This is a genomic window from Pectobacterium atrosepticum (assembly GCF_000740965.1).
GTDB classification, from domain to species: Bacteria; Pseudomonadota; Gammaproteobacteria; order Enterobacterales; family Enterobacteriaceae; genus Pectobacterium; species Pectobacterium atrosepticum.
Window position 1 is genome coordinate 2,702,317 of the sequence record NZ_CP009125.1, and the last position, 21,936, is coordinate 2,724,252.

At 52.7% G+C, this 21,936-nt stretch carries 17 protein-coding genes and 1 pseudogene; 8 read left to right on the forward strand and 10 right to left on the reverse strand.

Annotated elements, in window-relative coordinates; genetic code table 11:
- The first annotated feature begins 34 nt into the window (after positions 1-34).
- The 5 genes and pseudogenes from GZ59_RS11945 to GZ59_RS11965 all read left to right on the forward strand — a co-directional run bounded on the left by GZ59_RS11945 (position 35) and on the right by GZ59_RS11965 (position 3,834).
- A complete protein-coding gene (locus GZ59_RS11945; protein WP_039292029.1) occupies positions 35-385 on the forward strand; it encodes a phage GP46 family protein in 351 nt (116 codons plus the stop codon).
- Positions 385-1,446 carry a baseplate J/gp47 family protein gene (locus GZ59_RS11950; RefSeq protein WP_039292032.1) on the forward strand — a complete coding sequence of 354 codons (1,062 nt, stop codon included), beginning with the start codon at positions 385-387 and terminating at the stop codon, positions 1,444-1,446. The genes GZ59_RS11945 and GZ59_RS11950 overlap by 1 nt, the downstream gene beginning before the upstream one ends.
- Positions 1,443-2,015, forward strand: a complete 573-nt coding sequence (locus tag GZ59_RS11955) for a YmfQ family protein (protein ID WP_039292035.1) — start codon at positions 1,443-1,445, stop codon at positions 2,013-2,015. Before GZ59_RS11950 ends, GZ59_RS11955 begins: the two co-directional genes overlap by 4 nt.
- Before the next feature lie 728 nt (positions 2,016-2,743).
- A pseudogene (locus tag GZ59_RS24080) lies at positions 2,744-3,193 on the forward strand (phage tail protein); the annotation flags it as partial.
- Complete coding sequence (locus GZ59_RS11965; RefSeq protein WP_039292037.1) at positions 3,193-3,834, forward strand: tail fiber assembly protein; 642 nt, start codon at positions 3,193-3,195, stop codon at positions 3,832-3,834. The pseudogene GZ59_RS24080 and the gene GZ59_RS11965, both read left to right, overlap by 1 nt.
- A gap of 605 nt (positions 3,835-4,439) precedes the next feature.
- Here GZ59_RS11965 and GZ59_RS11970 read toward each other — a convergent pair.
- Positions 4,440-6,113, reverse strand: coding sequence for a ShlB/FhaC/HecB family hemolysin secretion/activation protein (locus GZ59_RS11970; RefSeq protein ID WP_039292041.1), 1,674 nt, complete (start codon positions 6,111-6,113; stop codon positions 4,440-4,442).
- 337 nt (positions 6,114-6,450) lie between these two features.
- Here GZ59_RS11970 and GZ59_RS11975 point away from each other — a divergent pair, with 337 nt between their 5' ends.
- Complete coding sequence (locus tag GZ59_RS11975; RefSeq protein WP_011093676.1) at positions 6,451-7,116, forward strand: GntR family transcriptional regulator; 666 nt, start codon at positions 6,451-6,453, stop codon at positions 7,114-7,116.
- A gap of 9 nt (positions 7,117-7,125) precedes the next feature.
- On the opposite strand, the gene GZ59_RS11980 is transcribed toward GZ59_RS11975, so the two are convergent.
- Together GZ59_RS11980 and GZ59_RS11985 are read right to left on the reverse strand one after the other, a co-directional pair.
- A complete protein-coding gene (locus GZ59_RS11980) occupies positions 7,126-7,548 on the reverse strand; it encodes a type III secretion system chaperone (RefSeq protein ID WP_011093675.1) in 423 nt (140 codons plus the stop codon).
- 34 nt (positions 7,549-7,582) lie between these two features.
- Complete coding sequence (locus GZ59_RS11985) at positions 7,583-12,424, reverse strand: AvrE-family type 3 secretion system effector (RefSeq protein ID WP_039292044.1); 4,842 nt, start codon at positions 12,422-12,424, stop codon at positions 7,583-7,585.
- Between the two features lie 176 nt (positions 12,425-12,600).
- On the opposite strand from GZ59_RS11985, the gene GZ59_RS11990 reads away from it, so the two are divergent.
- Together GZ59_RS11990 and GZ59_RS11995 are read left to right on the forward strand one after the other, a co-directional pair.
- Positions 12,601-14,067, forward strand: coding sequence for a pectate lyase (locus GZ59_RS11990; protein WP_039292046.1), 1,467 nt, complete (start codon positions 12,601-12,603; stop codon positions 14,065-14,067).
- Position 14,068: 1 nt separating this feature from the next.
- Positions 14,069-14,392 (forward strand): hypothetical protein, encoded by a 324-nt coding sequence (locus GZ59_RS11995; protein WP_039292049.1) that lies wholly within the window; start codon positions 14,069-14,071, stop codon positions 14,390-14,392.
- Between the two features lie 97 nt (positions 14,393-14,489).
- On the opposite strand, the gene GZ59_RS12000 is transcribed toward GZ59_RS11995, so the two are convergent.
- Genes GZ59_RS12000 through GZ59_RS12030 form a run of 7 tightly spaced genes read right to left on the reverse strand, consistent with a single transcriptional unit; the run spans position 14,490 to position 21,848 of the window.
- Positions 14,490-14,756, reverse strand: coding sequence for a type VI secretion system PAAR protein (locus GZ59_RS12000; protein ID WP_039292052.1), 267 nt, complete (start codon positions 14,754-14,756; stop codon positions 14,490-14,492).
- A gap of 48 nt (positions 14,757-14,804) precedes the next feature.
- Entirely contained in the window at positions 14,805-15,515 is a 711-nt protein-coding gene (locus GZ59_RS12005) for a DUF2931 family protein (RefSeq protein ID WP_226302341.1), read from the reverse strand.
- A 51-nt stretch (positions 15,516-15,566) separates the two neighbouring features.
- Entirely contained in the window at positions 15,567-16,277 is a 711-nt protein-coding gene (locus tag GZ59_RS12010; protein ID WP_011093669.1) for a DUF2931 family protein, read from the reverse strand.
- 54 nt (positions 16,278-16,331) lie between these two features.
- Positions 16,332-17,036 (reverse strand): DUF2931 family protein, encoded by a 705-nt coding sequence (locus GZ59_RS12015; protein ID WP_226302340.1) that lies wholly within the window; start codon positions 17,034-17,036, stop codon positions 16,332-16,334.
- Complete coding sequence (locus GZ59_RS12020) at positions 17,033-19,027, reverse strand: phospholipase effector Tle1 domain-containing protein (protein ID WP_011093667.1); 1,995 nt, start codon at positions 19,025-19,027, stop codon at positions 17,033-17,035. The genes GZ59_RS12015 and GZ59_RS12020 overlap by 4 nt, the downstream gene beginning before the upstream one ends.
- A complete protein-coding gene (locus GZ59_RS12025) occupies positions 19,027-19,824 on the reverse strand; it encodes a DUF4123 domain-containing protein (RefSeq protein WP_011093666.1) in 798 nt (265 codons plus the stop codon). Before GZ59_RS12025 ends, GZ59_RS12020 begins: the two co-directional genes overlap by 1 nt.
- Positions 19,821-21,848, reverse strand: coding sequence for a type VI secretion system Vgr family protein (locus GZ59_RS12030; protein ID WP_011093665.1), 2,028 nt, complete (start codon positions 21,846-21,848; stop codon positions 19,821-19,823). The genes GZ59_RS12025 and GZ59_RS12030 overlap by 4 nt, the downstream gene beginning before the upstream one ends.
- Between the last annotated feature and the right edge of the window lie 88 nt (positions 21,849-21,936).

Here is a 21,936-nt window from a genome sequence, read left to right on the forward strand (position 1 = left end):
TATTGATTGCCTCCCATGCTGCCATTCTGGCGGCATGGATAATTTACTGAACCCGACAACCAGCGATTACACCGGCACGACGACAACGACATTAGCGAATGCCGTTTATCTGCGCCTAATGACGCCGCTAGGCTCGTACTGGGCCGCCCCGTCGTTAGGTTCAAAGCTGCATCTGTTGGCGCGTGAGAAAGACGTTGCGCGGGTGCATAAGCTGGCGCAGCAATACGCGGCTGAAGCATTGCAGCCGATTGTTGACGATGGCCGCGCCTCTGCTATTTCCGTTTCTGTCTCTGCGAGTGAGCCAGGTTGGGTGGTGTTGCTGATCGAGGTCACAACGGCCGCACAGCAAACACAAACCTTTAGACATCCGGTAAGGGTGAGCTGATGCCGCATATCACACCATCGTTCGATGAAGCACGCAGTCGTCTATTGCGTGACCTGAAAAACCTGCGCCCGGATGCAGATATTAGCGACGACAGTGATTTTTATGTCCGTGCATCGTCCGTAGCAAGTGCTGTGACCGGCATTTATCAGCATCAAGGCTGGATAGTTCGCCAGATATTCCCTGATACGGCCGACACTGAATTTTTAGAGATGCACTGCCGGTTACGTGATATTTCACGTAAAGCTGCAACCACAGCCACGGGTGAAATTACGGCCACAGGCGAAGTCGGCGCGGTCGCGCCAGTCGGGCAGATTATCAATCGCGGTAGCCTGTCATTCACAACGACTGCGGCTGGCACTGTGGGCGCAGATGGCAAAGCAATTATTCCTGTCATTGCGTTAGCATCCGGCGCGGTCGGTAACACTACCGCTGTGATGTCTGGCACGTTCTCCAGTGCGCCGGATGGTTATGACAGCACGGTGAGCATTGGTCTGATTGGGGGCGGAACGGACAAAGAGACTGACGCTGAAATGCTGGCGCGTCTGCTTGAGTTGATCCGCCGCCCCCCTGCGGGCGGGAATAAGTACGATTACAAACGCTGGGCGCTGAGTATCACAGGAGTTACGTCTGCGTATGTCTATCCGCTCCGGCGTGGCCTTGGAACCGTTGATGTGGTTATCACGTCTGCAAACGGCTTGCCGTCTGATGAAATCATTAGCGCGGTGCAGACGTACATTGATGATGTTCGCCCGGTCACAGCAAAAAACACGATGATAATCGGCCCGACAATCAAGAATATCGATATTGATGCGCGGGTGTCCCTGTCTGGCGTGACACTGATTGAAGCGACAACGGCAATTAATCACGCGCTGACGGATTATATCAATACGCTCGCGCCCGGTGAGCCGTTTATTCGCAGTCAGGCTGAAATGATTATTTCGCAATTATCCGGCGTGACAGACCGCAATATTATTTCTCCTGCCGCCAATATTTATCCGGCAGCGGATGAAAATAAAGTCGAGTGGCTACGAATTGCAAATATAGCGGTGTCATTGCTATGAGTGAGTCGAAAACATTACTCGGCCTGTTACTACCACCTGTTTCATATGATGCGACACAGCCCGTTATCGCCGCAGAGTTGGAAGTCGAAGGGAATGTGCTGGACGCAGCCAGGCTGCTGGCTAATCGCGTGCTCGGCGGCATCACGCCAGTTGCTGCACAAAGCCTGTTAGCAGATTGGGAGCGCGTTCTGGCTATCACGCTACCCGTCGATAGCAGCTATCAGCAGCGACTCGGCAACGTGCTGATAAAGCTTGCCGAAACGGGTGGGCTGAGTATTCCATATTTTATGCGTTTAGCATCACGACTCGGCTACACAATAACGATTGATGAGCTGCGACCGTTCCGCACAGGCGTAAGCCGCTGCGGTGAGCAAATAATGCATCACGACGTTCTTTGGGCGTGGCGCGTCAATGTTACCGGTACGCAGGTAAAAAAATACTATTTCAGGGCGGGATTATCTGCGGTCGGAGAGCGTCTATTGTCATTCGGTGACACGGTTATTGAGTCGGTATTCAATGACCTGAAACCAGCACACACCTTTTGTTATTTCTCGTATCAGGAAAACTGATTATGCAAAACCTAATGCCCCCGGTAAATACGCCGGATAATGTATTTCACGACGGTAATCCGCTGACGGGTGAACTGGGAACGATTGTCACTGCGAAATTTATGAATGATGTGCAAGCGGCGATCAGGAATTCGCAAGCTGAGATTATTTATGTATTAGCAGATGCTGATATTGTCATTGATCCGAATAAAACTGATCAGTTATTAACGGCGTTAAAAGCAACGTTTGCAACAAACGTGAGCATGAATGACCGTGTGCCATCGACTCGAATAGTTAACGGTAAGTCGCTATCTGCTGACATAACGCTGAATGCTGGTGATGTCCGGGCGTTGGCACAAGACCAGAACGGCGCTGACATTCCAAACAAGCCGCTATTTTTGTCAAACATCAACGCTATGACGCTAGATACATTTCAGCGTGTGACGGGAAAAAAACTGTTCTCAGTTGATAATGACGTGATAACGGTAAAACCAGAAAACTATGGTCAGCGCGCATACTTCCAGTTTAACAATGCAGCAAGCACTGAGGCGATAGCATTCGTCGGGCTGCGATACGGCACAAATGAGCAAGGGCTGACTCTAGAGCATCGATCCGGAGCATCAATACGCATTGATAACGGCGAAATTAATTTTTATGGATTACCGCATGGGGCAACTGCTGCAAGCGGTACCAGCACTCAGCAGCTCGCATCAACTGCGTTTGTGCAAAACGAATTAGCTGTGACAGCTGGTATCCCTCAACCGTGGCCGCGCGCCACCGCTCCGACCGGATGGCTGAAATGCAATGGTCAACCTTTTGATACATCAGCATTCCCGCGTCTGGCCGCAGCATATCCAGCAGGTGTTTTACCAGACTTGCGCGGTGAATTTATGCGGGGTTGGGATGACGGGCGCGGCGTCGATTCTGGTCGTGCTCTGCTTAGCGCTCAAAGTGACGCGATCAGGAACATAGTCGGCGAAATCTGGACTAGCGCAGCAAGCCAGCAGTTTTTAGGTGAAACGTTGTCATCCAGTGGTGTATTTGAACTGCTATATGAATTTGCGGTCGGCGCGATTCCTGATGCTGCTGGAAACTCATGCCCATCACGCATGAGATTTGATGCGTCGCGAGCAGTCCCAACAGCTAACGAAAACCGTCCCCGCAACATTGCCTTTAACTACATCGTGAGAGCAGCATAATGAGCAACTATTCAACACAAATTAAAAACGCAGAACTGAACGAACGCGGCCTGGCAATCAACACGGGCTGGATTACGGTTTATCACGTTAATCCGGCTACGCGGGAATATCAGAACGCCAGCTATGAGTATGTTATGCAGGGTGTTGGTATTCCTGCCGACAGCTATACCGACGAGCCAGAATTACCGCCCGTCGGCCAAGCCCTGCGCCGTTCCGCTGATGGGAAATCGTGGGAACAAGTGCCAGATTATCGCGGCCAGACCGTTTACAGCACAGAAACCCGCCAGCCGCAGACGGTGATGCAATTCGGTGCTCTGCCTGAAAATATGACGTTTCTGGCTCCGGCAACCGAGTTTGATAAGTGGAACGGTAAAGCGTGGGTGCTAGATAAAGTCGCACAAGCCGCCGCAGAGATCAGAGCGGCACAGCAGGAACTGGCAACGCGTAAAGCCGCAGCCACGGCACGCATCAACGAGCTGACATATGCTGTCAATCTAGACATTGCGACGGATGACGAGAAAGCTGCACTGTCCGAGTGGCAAAAATATACGGTGCTGCTGAGTCGAGTTGATGTGAGCACTACTGATATCGAGTGGCCGACTGTGCCAGATAGTGGATTGATCGCTACAACCGATCAATAACACATAATTGATCTGTATAAACGTTTATAAAATAGCCAGCCCAAATGTCATTATGTTGTTGGTTTTAAAAATATAATGATATGCCAGGGAAAGCGAAGCCCGCCAGTAGCATCTGGCGGGCTTTTTATTTAGCTGGAAATAATACTATTCAGGAACACCGCGCTGCATTAAATAGTCAGCCAGTCCGCTACGCTCACCTGAACTTAGAGGGCTATGTTTTTCTGTCAGGCCAAGAAGCTCAGCGCGATTCCCTCCAACCGGGGTCGCCACGCTTGATTTCACGTTCTCCCCATATATCACAAGTGCATAGACCCCATTTGGTAATGACGTCAGCCGAGCATAGCGGCCGACACTAATCTGGTAATCACTCACACGTCACCCTCGCGACTGATATTGCACAATGCTGAATCTCGGTTAAATGGGGATTATAGCTTATGCGGAATTAATCATGATTCTATGCAAAAAAAAACGGCGCGCTACACAATAGCGGCTGAAACGCAATGAAGTGGATCAGCGTATACGCCAGCAGGCGCTGTGTGGTTTTTATTGGTTTCATCCCTGATCCCCTGCCTTACAATAAAAAGTTAACAAGAAAAAATTAACAATTAAAAAGAAAGTCCAACGCGATAATAAGCAACAGCGTGATCCGGTTTTAACCAGTCGGGGTGTGCCAACGGCCAACCAACTGTGATTTGCTGTGAGAGGTATTGGTTAGCAACGCCCATTCCTACCGCCGCGCCCCACAACGTGCCCGACGATTCACTGTCTGCCTGCTGTGAGAAAAGATGCCCGCCGTCCACCGCCGCCGTCAGCGTGACACTGCCCAACAGCGGCAACTGCGTCGCCCGCCAGTTGACTTCGTTGCGCCAGTAGCCACCACGATTACCAGAAAGGTATTGCTCTTTGAAACCACGCACGGAGGTTTCCCCGCCCAGCGTCACCTGCTCGCTGCCATATAGGCGCTGTGGTGAATACTGGCCATAGAGGTTGGTGAGGTAATGGAGGTTGTCAGCGATCGGGTAGTAATAACTGGCCGCCAGCGTCACCTTATTGAATTCGGCGCGCGGCGCATCGTCAGATTTACCGTCATCGCTTTCTGCGCCAAACCAGCGCGTTCCACGGCTGTAAGCCGGATTGAGTGTCGCCAGCCCGCCCCACAGTTTCTGGCTGTGGTTAATGCCGATAATGGCGCTGCTGAGTTTGCGACTGCTGGATTGCAGCAGAACATCGTTCAGGTAGTTCTGTCCGATACGGTGTGACATGCCCGCCGAGAGGCTGGTTTTCATGTCGCCATTACGGAACACCACACGTGAAAGCGTGGCGCGGTGCGTTTGGCTGTCACCCGTTGAATGCCAGAGAAAATCTCGGTTAGTGAAATCGTTGCGGTAACGACTTTGAGAATAGTCATAGCTGAGCATCCAGTAGCCATAGGGTAGCGATAAGCCCGCCTGTAAGCTTTCGGTATTGCGGCTATCCCGAAATTCACTGCTGTGTCCGCCGTTGATAAACCACTGGTCGGCCAGCCCCAGCACGTTATCCGCCCACAGGCCGCCGTTTAGCTGCTGCTCCCCAGTGCTTTTCTGCCCACTATTATCAAAACTGATGTTTGCCGTCAGCGGAATTTGCTTTTTACTGGTGAGGTTAACGATGGAATAGCCAGGCTGGCTACTGGGCTGAATTTCGATACTCACCTGCTGCGTCGGCATGCGGTTGAGTTGTTCCATGCCCTGTTCGATATCGCGGAGATTGAGGATTTCGCCCTCTAGCCCCAGAAAAACCTGTTTTAAGGCTCGCGTCGATTCATTATTAATATTAATGAATTCGAGACGACCTTCCAGAATATCAATCTGTAATATTCCGCTCGACAGATCTTGCTCGGAAATAAAAGCACGACTAGTAATATAGCCCTGTTCGATATACCAATTGCTGACATCATGAATCAGCTGATTTATATTATTAACATTAATACAACGATTGATATAATCTTTATTTAACGTATTTTTATCTTTTTCACTCAGCAGAGAACTGTTGCGATAATGAATTTCATTAATGGTAAAACAGTGTCCTGCATCGCTTCCACCGGCTGGATTTATCGTCTCTTGTGGCTGATTTAACTGCAATAAGTCATCGCGTTGCTGCCGGGATTGGTCGATCACCTCGGCCTGCCGCTGCTGAATATCAATTCTGTCCGCTGGATTAAGCGGCGCGGATAATACAGAAAATGATATAGAAGAAAATAACGCAGGCATGATAACAATCAGCCTAAAAAAACCACGCATGGTTTCATCCCTGATGATAATAATTTTTCGGCATAGTAGAACCGTTAATTACCAAGCTCAATATGTCAGGTAATATATAATTTTATGACAATTGGTTTACGTTAAGACGCGATAAAATATCTTCCTAAGCAATAATTTTAGGTTAGTTACACCTCGTCACACAATACTGCGTATTTCATGACCCTTTCTTGACGATTTTCTGCCAGAGAGATACTTCCCCCATAGCCTCGTTGATGCATCATATTGTATATTAGCGCTTCATCGCCGCGAGTCCGTTGCGGTAGCAAACCATATCTTTATCTCATCACCTTGCGCAGCACTTCTCTCTGGGGGAACAGTGAATTATCCAATTGGGCAGATCAATCACAGCTATCTGGGCTCCAGCGTTTACACCATGCTGCGTGAAGCGTTAATTACCGGCCAACTCAAACCGGATGATCGCTTGAGGATACGGGAGCTTGCCGCACAGGTTGGCACCAGCGTAACGCCAGTAAGGGATGCAATCCTGCAACTGGCGAAAGAACAGGCGCTGGTGCTCAAGACGCCGCGCGATATTCGTGTCCCCCAATTAACCGAAGATCAGTTTAAAGAAATCCGCACTTTGCGGTTGGCGCTGGAAGGAACGGGCGCCGAACTGGCCGCCGCGCACATTACGCCGAAGATGTTGGAGAAAATTGAAGAAAATATTCGCCAGAATCGTCTGGCGATTGACGAGAAAAACCTACGCGAAGCATTGCAGTTGAATAGCGAATTTCACCTGTTTCTGGCACAGGCAGCACGTATGCCGCTGTTAACGCAGTTTATCGGCAGCTTATGGATGCGCACTGGCCCGCTGATTGCGCAGGCCTATGCACATTTTTCCGTGCAGATGGCGATAGAACATCACGAAGACGTTCTCGCAGCCTTACAGCAACACGATGCCAGTGCCGCTCGACAGGCCATCCAGTCTGATATTCTGGACGGGAGCGAAACGATGCTGGCCTTTATTGCCATGGATCAATAGATTGCGGCGTTAAGCTGCCATGAGCCGTGGCAATAGCCCGCGAATCAGAAGTCGGGTCTCTTTTACCTGGCTGATAAACGCGGGCAGCAGCGCCGTAAAACTTGGTTCATCTAACGATTCTGCGGTGTGCTGAGTGCACAAACGCAGCGTCGAATTCTCATCCAACGCCAGCCAACAGCCTTTCATCGCCGCCATCTCAAAATTAAGCATCAGCATCAGTTGATACACCTCGGTGCCGACGTCTCCCTGAAACCGCATCACGTCACTATGCAATACCAACGCGCTGCCGCTCGCGGGGACTTCCAAAACCACCGCTTCCTTCCCGTCTGGCTCGCGCAGTGCGCAGATCCCGTTCTGCAAGCCCAGTTGAGTCCGGTTGAGCGCACCATAATGGCGTAATAAGCGGGCAATATGTTGTTGTGTCGGTGTCATCCTGTTCTCCTTTAATCACAGCATTTTGTTTACATTAACCGTTAAGCTGCAAGCCTTCTTGCTGTAGCTGCTGCAACGCATTAGCGGTAGCAGGATTGGCTTTTGCAATCTCGCCACTCAGTTTGTAGCTTTGCGGTACGGTTTGATCCTGTCCGTAGCTGAAGCTGACGCTGCCCAGCAGTTTATTCATGCTGACGCCTGCACTGCTTGAGGCGTTGATGATGACTGCCGGGGTATTGAACCCTTCGCTCTTCTTCACCGTCTGCGAGACATCGATGCTGGCGAGACGTAAATTATTACCGTCTTTAAACAGCGCAATGACATCATCTTTGCCGTGCGTCTTGTTCTGAATGCCCTTCTCTATCTTTTCCCGCACATCGTCTTTCAGCTCTAGTCCAACCGTCACTGAGGCGCTGTCGCTATCCTGCAAGCGGCTTACGATATCCTTCAGTGCCGGGTTGTCCGCGATCAGTTGATTGATACGGTCGGCATTACTTGGCGGGAGCGAAGAAAACAAATGGTTGCCGATGACCTGAAACAGCCCATTTTCCGTCAGTTTGCTGAGATTGGTGTAGGACGTCGTGTGCTTAACGCTATCCAGCGTCGCCCCATCACGCTGGGCGACATCCTGTCGCACGTTCAATTTTTGCAAACTCATCAACCCCTGATGCTGATCGTCGGTTTTGGCCGTTTTATCGGCGAAGTGCTCATTCAGAATGGCAAGCTGATCGTCCGGTTCTGCCATTTTTTTCACACCGTCGATCAATAGTTGGCTGGCAGGATCGTTAAACGCGGAGTTCAGCGTCTTGGTCAACGCGTCGATATCCTTTTTCTCCAACGGCTCGGCTTTCTTCATGCCCAGGCTAATCGATTGGTTAGTACGCGAGTCTGCCGCCACATTCACCCCAACGCTGGCTGAGGTAAAGAACGGAACCGTCCCCTCTGGTGTGTTTCTGGCTGCCCCGGCGCTAATGGTCGCGTTTGCCCCCATCGCCGCCTGATTCATGAAGCGCAGACGGTTGTCGGATTCGGTGTAGGTGGAGGATTGCTCACCTTGCGCGATGCTGGACGAACTGGCGCCAGACAGAATATTAGCGCTCGCCGTCAGGCCGACAGAGCCGCGTAATGTGGCGCTGGTGGGTGCCGCACCTTTTTCTGTCAGGTTTATCCCACCGCGCAGTTCCAGCGCCGCATTGCTATCCAGATTGAAGCTGACCGTTTTACCCGCCTTCACGCTGTGCTGCTCACCTTTATCCAACAGAGCAAGCGGATTGATCGTACCGCTCGACAGACCGTCAATAAAACCGGGCAGTTCTTCTTCGCTGAGGGTAAAGTTCAGGGCGTTTTGCTGCGCCATTTGCAGGCTGGCGGATACGCCGAATGACGCTCGGACATCCGGTGCAAAGCTGTGTTTGCTGTTAATGTTTTGCGTCATCTGCGCCGAGGTTTTTCCTGTCAGATACTCGCTGACGTCATATCCGCCGGAGTAACTCACTTTCCCGGTAATCCCGCCCGAACGCTCGAAGGCGACATTAATGCCGTTTTCACCACGGGAAAAACTCAGGTTGTAATTTCTTTCGCCGCTGACACCGCCGCCCGGCACCGGAGGGAAAGGCAGAGGCGTGCCGTTGACCACAAACGACATGGATGCCCCGCCGCCATAGGTCCGGTTAAAGGCGATGCTTTCGTTGCTGTCCAACGACAAAACGGTCGCCTTCATTTTATCGATCATGTCCGTCTGGTTCGCCGCCTGCATCACGGTTTTCGAGGTCACGCTGACGGCATTCTCTTCTTTCCTGAACGCCTTCATAAAGGTTTTAACCGAATCGTAATCCGCTTCCAGCGACTTATGGTTGGTGAATCCCATGTCGGTCATTTTCTTCACCGGATTGTCACCATATTCCCCCTGCCGTAACGCGTTTAGCTCCTTCATCATCGATGCCAGCGCCGCCTCATTCGGCGAGGTACCTGATAGCGCCCCAGCGCGATCGGTCAGCTTGTGCAAATCACCTAACACCAGGGTATCCAGCACCAGACGCGTTTTTGCCAGCGACAGAGCATCACTGGTATCACGCTGCTGCCCAAACGCCTCACTATTCGGCTTTTGCGCTATCGGTGTTTTACTGTCTACAAAGGCTTTTATCAGCGTACCGGCGGTACTCGTTTTCGATGACGGATGGCTCTCCATCGCTGCCAGCAGCACCGGAGCTAGATCTTTTTCCCTGCCGTGCACGCTGGCTGGCTTGCCTTCCGGATTCATCACACCGTTATCGTTCACCACGCCCTGCTGCCTGCCGATAAGCAGAGCCGCTTTGGCCGAACTGCTTTCCAGTTCGGTCTGGAACTGTTTTAACAGGTTCACCAACGGTTTCCCCTTCTCCCCCAGATCCAGCGTGTCGAGCTTACTCGCCAGATCCATCGCCGTTCCCTGCGGCTGGCTCGTCGTGGCGTCCAGCTTTTTCAGTAATTCGGTCTGCATGTCGTAAACGGGCTTCAGACCTTCGCGGCCGCTGATGTGGTGCTGCACATGATCGGAAAAGGTTTTTAGCGGTCGGGGTACTTCCATGGAGAACGAGACAACATGGGCTCTGAGCAAATCTGACAGCTTGCTTTTAACCTGCTGTGACTCTTCACCCGTTTTACCCAAGATCTGAACATCGGCTTTAACTGACACGCCGGTCAACGGTATCTTCATCCCTTTTGTCGCCACATCAAGCCGACCAAACACCGTTTCTGCCGCACGCGCTTCCGAAGGTAATGGCGCTTCTCCTTTCGGCACTGTCGTTTTCCACGCGCTCCCGTGTTGGGTATGGAGTTCATGATCGTCATGCGCAACCTGCAAATGATGCTGCGCATCCGTACCCAATGAATTCACTTTGCCTTCTGCTGGCGTCTTCACCGGCTGCCATTGTGCCTTGTCATGGTTCGCGGCATTCTGCCAGTCGTCTTTCGGTAGCTGAAAGAGATGCCCTTCTTTATTCAGAGCGAACAACGTCTGCTGGTGATCCAGCGTGATGTCCTGTATTTCACCGGATAACCCATTTTTAGGCAGCGCCAGCGGCGACGCAGCGGGCTTCTCCGTTCCCGGCTTGATCTGGTGGAAATGCAAATCACCCTGTTTATCGACGGCAATAAATTTATTGCGGTTGAGCACCGCCATCGCCGAGACACCGTCGTCCTTGGCGATCCCAGGGAGCGCAGTGCCCGCAGACGGCGTCATACGCACCTGCGACAGCGCAAAAACGGTGTTGTCACCGTGCGTAAACGACTCTGATTTCTGATTGATGGACAGTGGCGTGATTTCACCATCTTTCAGCGTGTAAGCCTGATTATCCAGCCCGCGCTTTAATTGGCTGGCTTCAACGCTGGACGCTTCCCAGTTTTTAGTATTGCCGTTGTAAAAATGAACTTTGCCATCCTGTAGCCCTATTTGCCCCAGTCGTCCCAGATCTACGGTGTCTTTCGCTGCTGGTGACTCCGTCGTCAGACCTAGTTTATTATCCACCACCAGACTGTCGCTCAGGTTCCATCCCGGCGTTGGCGACACCCCATTTTGCCCCAGAGACGCGACGTGTTTTTGTCCCTGACGATCGGTGGCGAGTGCCTGCGTCTGCCCGTGTTCATCGTGGGCAAATCCGGTAATACGGTGGTCAGTCCCCAATGCCGCATTCAGTTCAGACGTACTGACCGGCGTTAAGGTGGCGTGTTGCTCGCCCGCCTCAGGCAGCGGTGCGTGATAAAGTTCTCCATCATTATCAGCAACGAGCAGATGTTCAGCGGTTAACCCCACCGCTTTCGCATACACCGGTTCACCATTTTCCAGTTTGAGATCCACTGGCTGCGGCGCGGCATCCAGCTCGTTCATCAGATGCAATTGTGTCAGATGATCCTGTTCGGTCAGCACGGCCGATTGTCCGTTCTGATTGGCTGAGAACGCCGTGATTTTATCGCTGAAGGGCGATGACGCCGTCCCCGACGACAAGTTGCTCAGCGTGTGGTCATCTTTGACTGCATACAGTTGACCATCTCCCTGCCGGGATAATTGGCTATGGGGGACGTCGCTGTTTTTCTGCCAGACGCCAAATTCAGTATTCAATGAAAACAGCTTGCCGTCATGCAGGCGCAATTGCTCGCCCGCACCTGAAGCCGAGTCAGGCTGTCGGTGGATACCCGTCAATAGCTCGTGATTCATCCGTCCAGATAGTGGCACGTTGGTGGCTTCACCAGACTTTGTTTGCAGAGAGAGATGTTGCGACGTAGATTCCAGCTGTACGTTATCCCCTCCCGACTTACCTGACGGCATCGTGCTTCGTCCGCTGCTGTGAAGTGCAATATGCTGATTTCCATCACTTTGAACAACGAATAGTCGCCCTGATTTGTCGGCTAACGCATGCTGCTGTTCGCCCGCTCGCCCATCTTGATTTTCATGATGGGCAACGAACGGTTGGCTGTTTTTCCCTATGGTTTGCTGCAACAGCGTAGTCAGCGCTTCCGGTAAGCCCTTGCCGAACTGAAGCTTACCGTGGCTGTCCAGCGTGATATCGGATTTAGCGGCGGATGTAGGATTACCGCTGCCGTTTATTTTGATTTCAGCAGCTTCGGTGGAAGCAAAACGCGGCAAGCTCTGACTCATACCTTCCAATGAAAATAGCTCGCGTAAAGTCGTCGATCGCGCCCCCTGACTCTTTACCTGACTGCTTCCCTGCTCCAATTCAGGCGGTTTGTTTTTATCATGCAAACCTTGCTGAATCAGGGATTGCGCCCCCTTCTGGCTCGCACTGGTGCTACTGCCCTGCGATAACGATGTTTTAGCTAGCGCGGCAGGTGCAATTTCCGAAATGGACAGACTGGGCTGAGCATGCTGGATTTTCTGCATAACAAGTTCCAAAGGTGATGAAGTGAACGTGCCAGTTAAGTGGTCATTTCCCCCCTCTGGTTCCCCATCATCTTTCTCTTCCCCGCTCGGGAACCACATCACACCGCTCTTCACTTAATACGCAACAGACATAAGCCTGTTAATAACCCATCACTATTCACTTTCAAGGAGATGTTATGGCTGATATGACGATTACGCTCAGCATACAACCCGGCGCAGGTCTGTCATCGACAGGTCTGAATTCCCCGCTTTCAGGCAGCAATGGCGGGGCGTCACCACGTTCTGGGCAGCAAGATAGCCAACTGATGGAAGCGCTGAGCACATTGTTGAGTGCCCTTCTGCCCAATTCACAAGGCAATACTCCCTCATCAACAGACGGCAGTTCGCAGGGCCAGGCAGGGATAGGTAATGGAGGGAGTTCAGCATTAGGGCAAAACGGCAGCGCTGCCGATATGCTGATGAAGCTGTTGGAAGCGCTGATCCCTAGCAAAAATGGCCAGGAAGCAGGGAATCCGCTCTCTTCCGGTTCGTCGGGTGCAGCAGGCGGCAACAGCGGTGCCTCACCGCTGACGGGTTCATCCGGTACTGGAGGCGCGGGTGGCGCACAAAATCCAGAGGATCTGAGCCGTTCCCTGCTGCAAGATTCGGCAGGCAGTGCGTTAGATAACGCGATCAATCCAACGGCAGACGGCGGTGGCCAACTAAGCGGCAACGATCTGTTAAAAGCGCTGCTGGAATTGATCGGTAATTTGATGGATTCACAGAAAGGTGAATTTGGTCAGCCGCAAGGTAGCGGCCAGTCACAGGGTGGCGGCTCTCCGTCAACGGGCGCGCCGCAGGCGTCATCTGGTGGTGGAGGTGGCTCCCCAGCTGCATCGTCTGCACCTTCTGGTGGTGGTGGCTCCCCAACTGCGCCTTCAGCACCATCTTCATCAGTCGGCGGTAACGGCGGTGCCGCGTCCGCCCCACTAACGGCGGCGCCAACCGGCGTTGATAACGGCTCAGCTGCGTCAACAGCAGGTGCTGGCCCAGTTTCCTTCCCAACCGCCAGCGCTAACCCCACAGTAGTAAACGACACCATCAAAGTCGGCCCCGGTGAAGTTTTTGACGGCGGCGGCAAAACCTTTACCGCCAGCAGTAAATTAGGTGACGGCGGCCAGGCTGAAGGCCAGAAACCACTGTTTGAGTTGGCTCAAGGCGCAACGCTGAAAAACGTGGTGTTTGGTGATAATGCGGCGGACGGCGTACACGTTCGCGGCGATGCCAAAATTGATAACGTGCACTGGACCAACGTCGGTGAAGATGCACTGACGGTGAAGTCAAACAGCGGTAAACCTGCCAACGTTGAAATCACTAACAGCAGTGCTCAGGGCGCTTCCGATAAAATTTTCCAGTTGAACGCGGATGCCAACCTGACTATCGATAACTTCAAAGCGAAAGATTTCGGTACGTTCGTCCGCACCAACGGCGGACAACAGGGTGACTGGAATTTGAACCTGAGTAACATTGACGCAGAAAACGGCAAGTTCTCGTTCGTGAAAAGCGACAGTGAAGGGTTGAACGTCAAAGGCAACAATATCAACCTGACGAACGTCAATAATCACTACAAAGTACCCGACTCCGCCAACTTACAGGTGAATTAAGATGCCAAACGCGATGACATCGTCCACACCGCCTCGCTGGGCGGATCTCGCCAAGCGAGGCGGATACATTACGCCCGCTCAGCGTGAATCATTCACTCAGGCTATTCATCTGGTGAGAGCACAGTTGAACACGGTACTTAGCCAGTCAGGAACGCAACGGCGGGGTGAGTTCGAGTTCGATAACTTTGTGGATTCTCTGGAACAGGATTTCCTGCATCAGGCCGATATCCATAAGGAGAATGGACTACATAGCGACGTGGCACAAACCTCATTCTGGGTCGCCCGCCTGATCGCCGATCGCTGTATTGCGGTGCGTCAGATGTAATACTTGCGCCACACCACATAGGGAAAAAGCCAGCCAGAGAAACCTGCGCTGGCTTTATTAGGATTTGCGTCGACAGATATCAGGCGTAAATAAACCCTCACCCAATGCTCACCGTTCCCCCGCCAATCAACACGCCGCCACAGCTAACCGCATCACCAGTGCGAGCAGCAGGCTTTCCATCAATGAGCACGGCGGATGAACCACCGCTAATACTCCGGTCATGGCCGTGAGGAACCAGAGGATCGCCTTGTCGAGCCAACGGCATACCATCAACCTTAACCGTTGATGAGCCCGCCGCGACGGGCGTCGGCGGATGGTTACCGTGCCCCGTGTCGCTATCGCCTAATTTAACTGCGTTACCCATTTTTATTCCCTTATTAATCCGTTTATTAAAACACCGAGATAAATCGGTTTATTTAATAGGCTGCTGGTCCGTTTTAGGCTGCTTAGCACGGTAATCATCCATGATCGGCGCCCAGTCCATTCCCAGTGGGATAGGGTGTTGTTTAAACAGTTCGCCGTATTCTTTGTCAAAGTCTTGGAGCGTCACGGTGTATTGGCTCACACCAATCGGAAATTTTTTATCATACCAATTGTCTGTCACCTCTTCGGCGATACCACGGGCAAGCAACAAATCTGGACTGACGCCAAGTCCCCTCCCCATCAAGACCACTTCATAATAGCCGCCTGGGGCCAGACCAAAATACAAACGTTCGCGGCGATCGTAGCGCCCCTGAACTTGATAAACTGCTCTCATTCTCTGTTCTAAATCCGCAGGTAAATCAACCTTGATGCGGTAACGCTTGCGATCGTAGAGAGACACCATTTCTATCACCGCGCGGTCGGGAACCGCAATTCCTTCTACAGGTAAACCGCCACCGCCGGCCCAATAGTAACGTTTTTCCGTAATCCGTTTTACACTGGCACCAGGTCCTACGCCCCCCCCTGGATAGCCGCCAATTAATGTTCCTCCACGATAAAATTCAACGTTGGTCGTCCACGTTTCATCGATATTACTGCCAGTACCATATCGCCATGAAAAAGCTGGGATCGTTGGAGCCGTCGCACAAGCAGCCAATGAAACGCAAAGACCCAGCAACACAATACATTGTTTAAACATCATGCTTCCTCATTCCCTATCATGTGCCGCCGCTCTTTACTCACGGTGACACAATCACTTCACAGGCTGCTGGTCCGTTTTAGGCTGCTTGGCGCGGTAATCATCCATGATCGGCGCCCAGTCCATTCCCTGTGGGATGGAGTGCTGCTTAAATAGTGCGCCGTACTTTTTGTCAAAGTCTTGGAGCGTCACAGTGTATTGGCTCACGCCGATTGGAAATCTTTTATCATACCAATTGTCCGTCACTTCCTCGGCAATACCACGGGCAAGCAACAGATCTGGGCTGACGCCAAGTAAATCCCCCTGCAATAGCACTTCATAATAACCACCGGGTGCAAGGCCAAAATAGAGCCAGCTACGTTGATCAATACGCTTGCCAATCTGATAGCGCTGCTGCATTTGCTGGGCTAAATCAGCCGGTAAATCGACTTTGATGCGATACCGCTTGCGATCGTAGAGGGACACCATCTCGATCGAAGCCCTGTCAGGGACGGGAACACCATCAGTAGGTAACCCGCCGCCCCCAGCCCAGTAATAACGCTGGCCTGTGATTCTGTCACTCAGCAGTCCGCCCGCCCCGCCGCCCGCTTCACGATCGGCGTAAATAAGTTTTCCACCACGATAAAATTCCGTTCGCGTATTGTTAGTGATATCAATGTTGCTGCCAGTGCCATAACTCCAGCTAACCGGAGTTCTTAAATTCGGGCTTGAGCAGGCGACTAGCGAGATGCTGAGGCCCACGACCATAATCAAATACCTGAACATTATGCTTCCTCATTCCCTATCATGTGCCGCCGCTCTTTACTCACGGTGACACAATCACTTCACCGGCTGCTGGTCCGTTTTAGGCTGGTTGGCGCGGTAGGCATCCATGATCGGCGCCCAGTCCATTCCCAGTGGGATGGAGTGCTGCTTAAATAGTGCGCCGTACTTTTTGTCGAAATCATCAATGCCATATTGTTCAGCCACAGATACTTTTTTATCATACCAATCATCGGTAACCTCTTCGGCAATACCACGGGCAAGCAACAAATCTGGACTGACACCAAGTAAATCCCCCTGCAATAGCACTTCATAATAACCACCGGGTGCAAGGCCAAAATAGAGCCAGCTACGTTGGTCAATGCGCTTGCCAATCTGATAGCGCTGCTGTATTTGCTGGGCTAAATCAGCCGGTAAATCGACTTTGATGCGATACCGCTTGCGATCGTAGAAAGACACCATCTCGATCGAAGCCTTATCAGGAACAACAACGCCCTCAGTAGGTAACCCGCCGCCGCCCGCCCAGTAATAACGCTGGCCTGTGATTCTGTCACTCAGCAGTCCGCCCGCCCCGCCACCCGCTTCACGATCAGCGTAAATGAGTTTTCCACCACGATAAAATTCCGTTCGCGTATTGTTAGTGATATCAATGTTGCTGCCAGTGCCATATCGCCATGAAAAAGCCGATTTTGTGGATGTCGTCGCACAGGCAGCCAATGAAACGCAAAGCCCCAGCAACACAATAAATTGTTTAAACATCATGCTTCCTCATTCCCTATTATGTGCCGCCGCTCTTTACTCACGGTAGTTTCAAATTTGCTGGTATTGGCTGGACTGGCGATACCCTGATTGCTGGCGCTACGATGGACATAATCGCGGCGCAGTGACTGATAAACCTCCGCAGAGAGTTGCTGGCTCAGATTTTTCACTACACCCTGCTCGGTGGCCGCTAATGCCCACACCTCATCTAGTTTAGTCAGATTGACCGCTGGCAGTTTGGCTGAAAGTGGTTCAAGCTGAAGCTGTTTATCTTTTGATCGCCACGCCTTAAACGGCACGCTGGCGGCTCGTCCCGCTTCCACCATCATGTGTAGTGGAATGCGCGAATACTCCCCCTCCACCACGCGGCTCATCACCACCTCCACATACACGGCCTTTTTCGGCCACAAATCATCCTTGCCACGCCGTCGGATAAACGAGTAGGGGATCAAACTGATCGCCCCTACAGGAGGAATAGCGGCACGCAGCAAACGCGGGTGAAGACGTCCGACCCAGCCCTGCGCAATTTTTTCCTCGGCATAGGCGTAGGCCTGACGATAGGCCTGACTTTCATCATCCGGCGTGGAGGTCGCTTCTTCACTCATAAAGCGCTCCAGTTCGAGGCACTCGGTCAGCGCCGGATCGCTGTTCGGATTAGGCAGGCTCCAGCGGCTGTAATAGCCGCCGCCAAGATCCGAATGCGCGCCCGGCAGCGCCAGCTCGGTGAAGTGTGGCGGAATGCTAGAGCCTATCGCCGTAGGAGTGACACGCGTTAAGGGGAAGTGTTTTCGCACCTCATCCAGCGCTGTCAGATGCACCACCCGTTCGGCACAATCATCCTGCAAGTGGATGTTCAGACTGGGATGGTACGATGAAGCGACCGTGTCAAAAATCCCGACAAACGTGATACGCACATCGTCCCTATTGGCCCAGTCAAACCCAGCCTTAAGACGGATAGTGGGCGTATTGGCGATCGCCTGTACCAACGGGTGATCGGTTTTCTGGTCGATGACATTGACAAAATGGCGTGCCGCCGCCGCCCCACGACTAAAGCCAAATACATCGAACACGATGCGATGAATGCATTCAATATTCGGTAATACCTCCCTTAAATCACGTTTGACCGCATCCGTAATCCCTTGACTACAAGCCTGATTAACCTTGCCAACGATAGAGGTATTTTCACCGCCAAAATCCAGATCCAACCCTTTTGTCAGCATATTGTCCGATCGGTATTCCAGACCATCTTTTCCTGCAACCGGATCGCGAGTGCCAATGCCGCTGATATAGCTATGGACGACCAACGGGCCAGCAGTCAGATCGTATTGGTTGAATAGTTTACCTACATTAGTAATATCGTTAGCCGCACTATCCCCAACCGGGAGTTGCCCCATCTGGCAGCCACGCAGCTCTTTCTCCCGCTGCGCCGGATCGGAGCAGGTTTCAGCCAGCCATTGCTCCACTTTTTTAAGACCAGACTCGGCATTATACGTGTTATTCCCCGTACCATCGAAGAACACACCGATGCGCAGCACGTTGATCTGATAACCTTTTACTTCGATAACGTAAGAATGCTTGGTAAAGAAACGGACGCTACCCGCTTTCCCTTCCTGATGCGCCTCTGGCAAGGGTTGCTCCGGTGCGGTCAGGCACAGGTCTCCGGTGGTCGCCTTAATATGTTCACGTAGCGTTTCATCATACCCAACCTTTTTTGCCACATAAGCAGGGACGGCACTTTGCCCGTCCTTCAATATTTCACGCGATTGCGCTGCCTTGAGCCAGGGCTGCGTCTCTAGTTTGACGGCTATCGGGCCTACGGCAAAACCACGTACGACTACAGGCCCTTCTTTGAGGGTGACCGTTTCGGATTTGCCGGTATCGTCGGTCAGTGTCGCTTTTAGGCCCTTGAACGAACGATTGTGTTCATCACGAACCTCAATCTCTATCCAGGTATCGTAACGTTCGCAGGGAATACAGTGGGGATCGGCTGCCATTAGTTAGCTCCTATCAACGCGTTATGCTGCACCATCCAGTGGTTGACCTGCGCGAATTCAGCCTCGGTCAGCATCAGCGGCGCTCGAATACTCTCCAAAGGAAGTCCGGCCTGCAAGGTCAAGGCTCCAGCCACCACGCCATCGAGCACATCGTCTTGAAGCCTCTCCGCATTGGCTTGCCTGAGAACGGACAAAATAGTCCCTGCCGGATCGGGATGACGTTCCATCATGCTCGTCATGGTCTGCCACAGACGCCGACGAAGAATGTAGGCGTGACGCTTTTCGTCATACAACGCCGCCATATGGTGTGAGCGGATGTGAAACCAGGGACTCTTTAACCGGAGATGGAAGGGAATATCAGGATTACGCGTAAATCCATTTTCGTTGATCCAGAGTCCATTGCAGGGGCCAAGCACGGCATCCCGCTCTTCTGGGCTCATGGCGCAGAACATCGGAAGAAAGATACGAGGTTCAGAGAAACGAAACCAGACAGCCTCTCCTTCACGGATAGCTAATATCAGGCTTTGCCAATGGTTGCGAACGACGTCAAGAGACTGTTCACTGACCAGATAGAATCCACTCAACGCGGGAGAATCCGTCACGAACGCGGGCGAAGGGTTAGACAGCAGCCAAGGGCCAAGTGCGGCTTGCTCGTTAAACTCGGTCCCCGCAAAGAGGGGGAAAGCTTCACCTTGGCTGAGTTCATAGAAACGGGCTACTGCCGAGCGATCTACCGCGCCGTCGACGATCGCAAAGAGCGCGCCGCTATGCTGGGCTTGCCACGCATTCAGGCTCATGCTTTGCCTCCCTTAGCGAGGGGACAAGGTTTGACAAGCGGTGACATCGATTCCATGCTTTTATGAATGGCAGGGGCAGGCAATGTCGCGGGTGGTGCAGGTGGGACGGCAACACCACCCGGCAGAATGGGGCTCTGTCCTGCCCAACCAGAACCGCTCCCAGCACTGCCCCCAGAGTTAATTTTGATAGCCGGGCCCACCACGCTCACGCCGCTGGGATCGATCTTGATGAAGCTTCCCCCGACTTTCAGCGTCAGCTCCGCCCCCGCTTCAAGAACCACCTTAGCCCCCGCTTTCACATGCACTTCTTGCCCTGCCTCGACCAGCAAAGCCTGTCCCAGTTTCTGGTGCATAGAGGCATCGACGTTCAGTGAGTAATCCCCTTTAACATGATCACGTTTCTCGCTCTCGACCGTCAGGTGATCGTTGGCTTTAACGCGAGTTACACGGTCATTATCAATATCCGTATGTGCATCGCGTTTGATATGCCAGACAACATCGTTCTCAATCAGCGCGTTGAGATCTTTCTGACCATGAATATAAATCTCTTCCTGCCCTGCCTGATCTTCAAAGCGCAGCTCATTAAATCCTTCGCCCTGATGGGTTTCCGTACGCAGCACGGTGCGCGTCTTGTGCGCAGGCAAGTCGTAAGGAGGACGGTTGGTCGCGTGGAACGTACGCCCGGTGATAATCGGCTGGTCGGGATCACCTTCTAGGAAGCTAACAATCACTTCATGGCTGATGCGCGGGATAGCAATCATGCCGTACTGACCGCCAGCCCAGCCCTGACTGACACGCACCCAACAGGAGCTCTGGTCGTTGCTCGCGCCATAGCGATCCCACGGGAATTGCAGTTTTACCCGACCGTACTGGTCGCAGTAAATCTCTTCTCCCGCCGGGCCGACGACGGTGGCGATTTGCGGGCCATCGACCATCGGTTTGTATGGCAACTCCGCACGCCAAGTCGTGTTGGCGCTAATGACGTCGAAGCTGTTACTGTAGGTGGTCGGTTCGCCGCCACTTTCCTCCTCCAGCGCCTGCGGTTGCTGCCCACTGTGCGTGATAGCCACCAGTTGCCAGCCGCTATTCAGCGCCGGATTGGGGTGCTCGGTCAACATGAAACTGCTGCCCGGCATTAACATCGCCGCATTCGATTCACCCGCGCCGGTCACCGCCCCTGAACGTAGCGCATCCAGCCGGTAACCGCTGAACGCCTTGCCGCTCGGTTCTTGTTTATAGCGCCCCGGATAATCGTAGTGCTGATAGCTTTCGCGCTGGTGCGCCAGCTCGTTGCTCATCTTCTTGTGTGACAGCCCGTAAGCCGGGGTTTTGAAGCTGTAGTCCTTCAATTCCACTTCTGCCGTACTCACCCGCTCCGCGTAGTGGAACCGCCGGACATAGTCGCCTTCGCTCAGCCCCTGAACCGCCAGATTGAAGAACAGCTCGGGGCCTTTGGTCAGCGCCCCGGCATCATCAGCAAACACCACACGGTGTTTGCCTTCCTCAAACTCATGGAAGAAGTACAGGCCTTCCTCTGCGGTCAACCGGGTAAGAAACGCCAAATCACTTTCTCGGTACTGCACGCAGTATTCCCGCACCGTATGGTCATGGCGCAGCGAAAAGGCATAATCGGTGATACCCGTTTCTTCCAGCAATATGCTGATAATCGCTTCCGGTTTCTGTGCCTGAAAGATACGGGCATTGGTGCGAAGCCCTAGTCGCCACAGGGCAGGCCTGACTTCTGCCTGATAGCGCGTGCGGCGAAATCCGGTGTCACCCTGCGTGAATCCACTAATAATCCCGCAGACTCGGCGTTTTAACTCGCCCTCATACCAAATCATCAGTTCGCACGGCTGGTCCAGAACCGCGCCAAAATCGACATCCGGCAACGCGCTCGCCAGACTCAGCGACAGGCTGAAAGGCCGGTTCAGCCCCTCATCCAGCCTGAAATCCACCACCGCAAACGTGCCTGCCGCAAGCGCGCCGACCTTTACGGTGAATTGCAATCCGGTACTGTTTGCCATCGGTCTTCTCCTTATTATTCTTGTGCTGTTACCACGGCGACCGCACGCCTCGGGTTCCCTCGGAGCGGCACGTCGCTATCCTGATTAA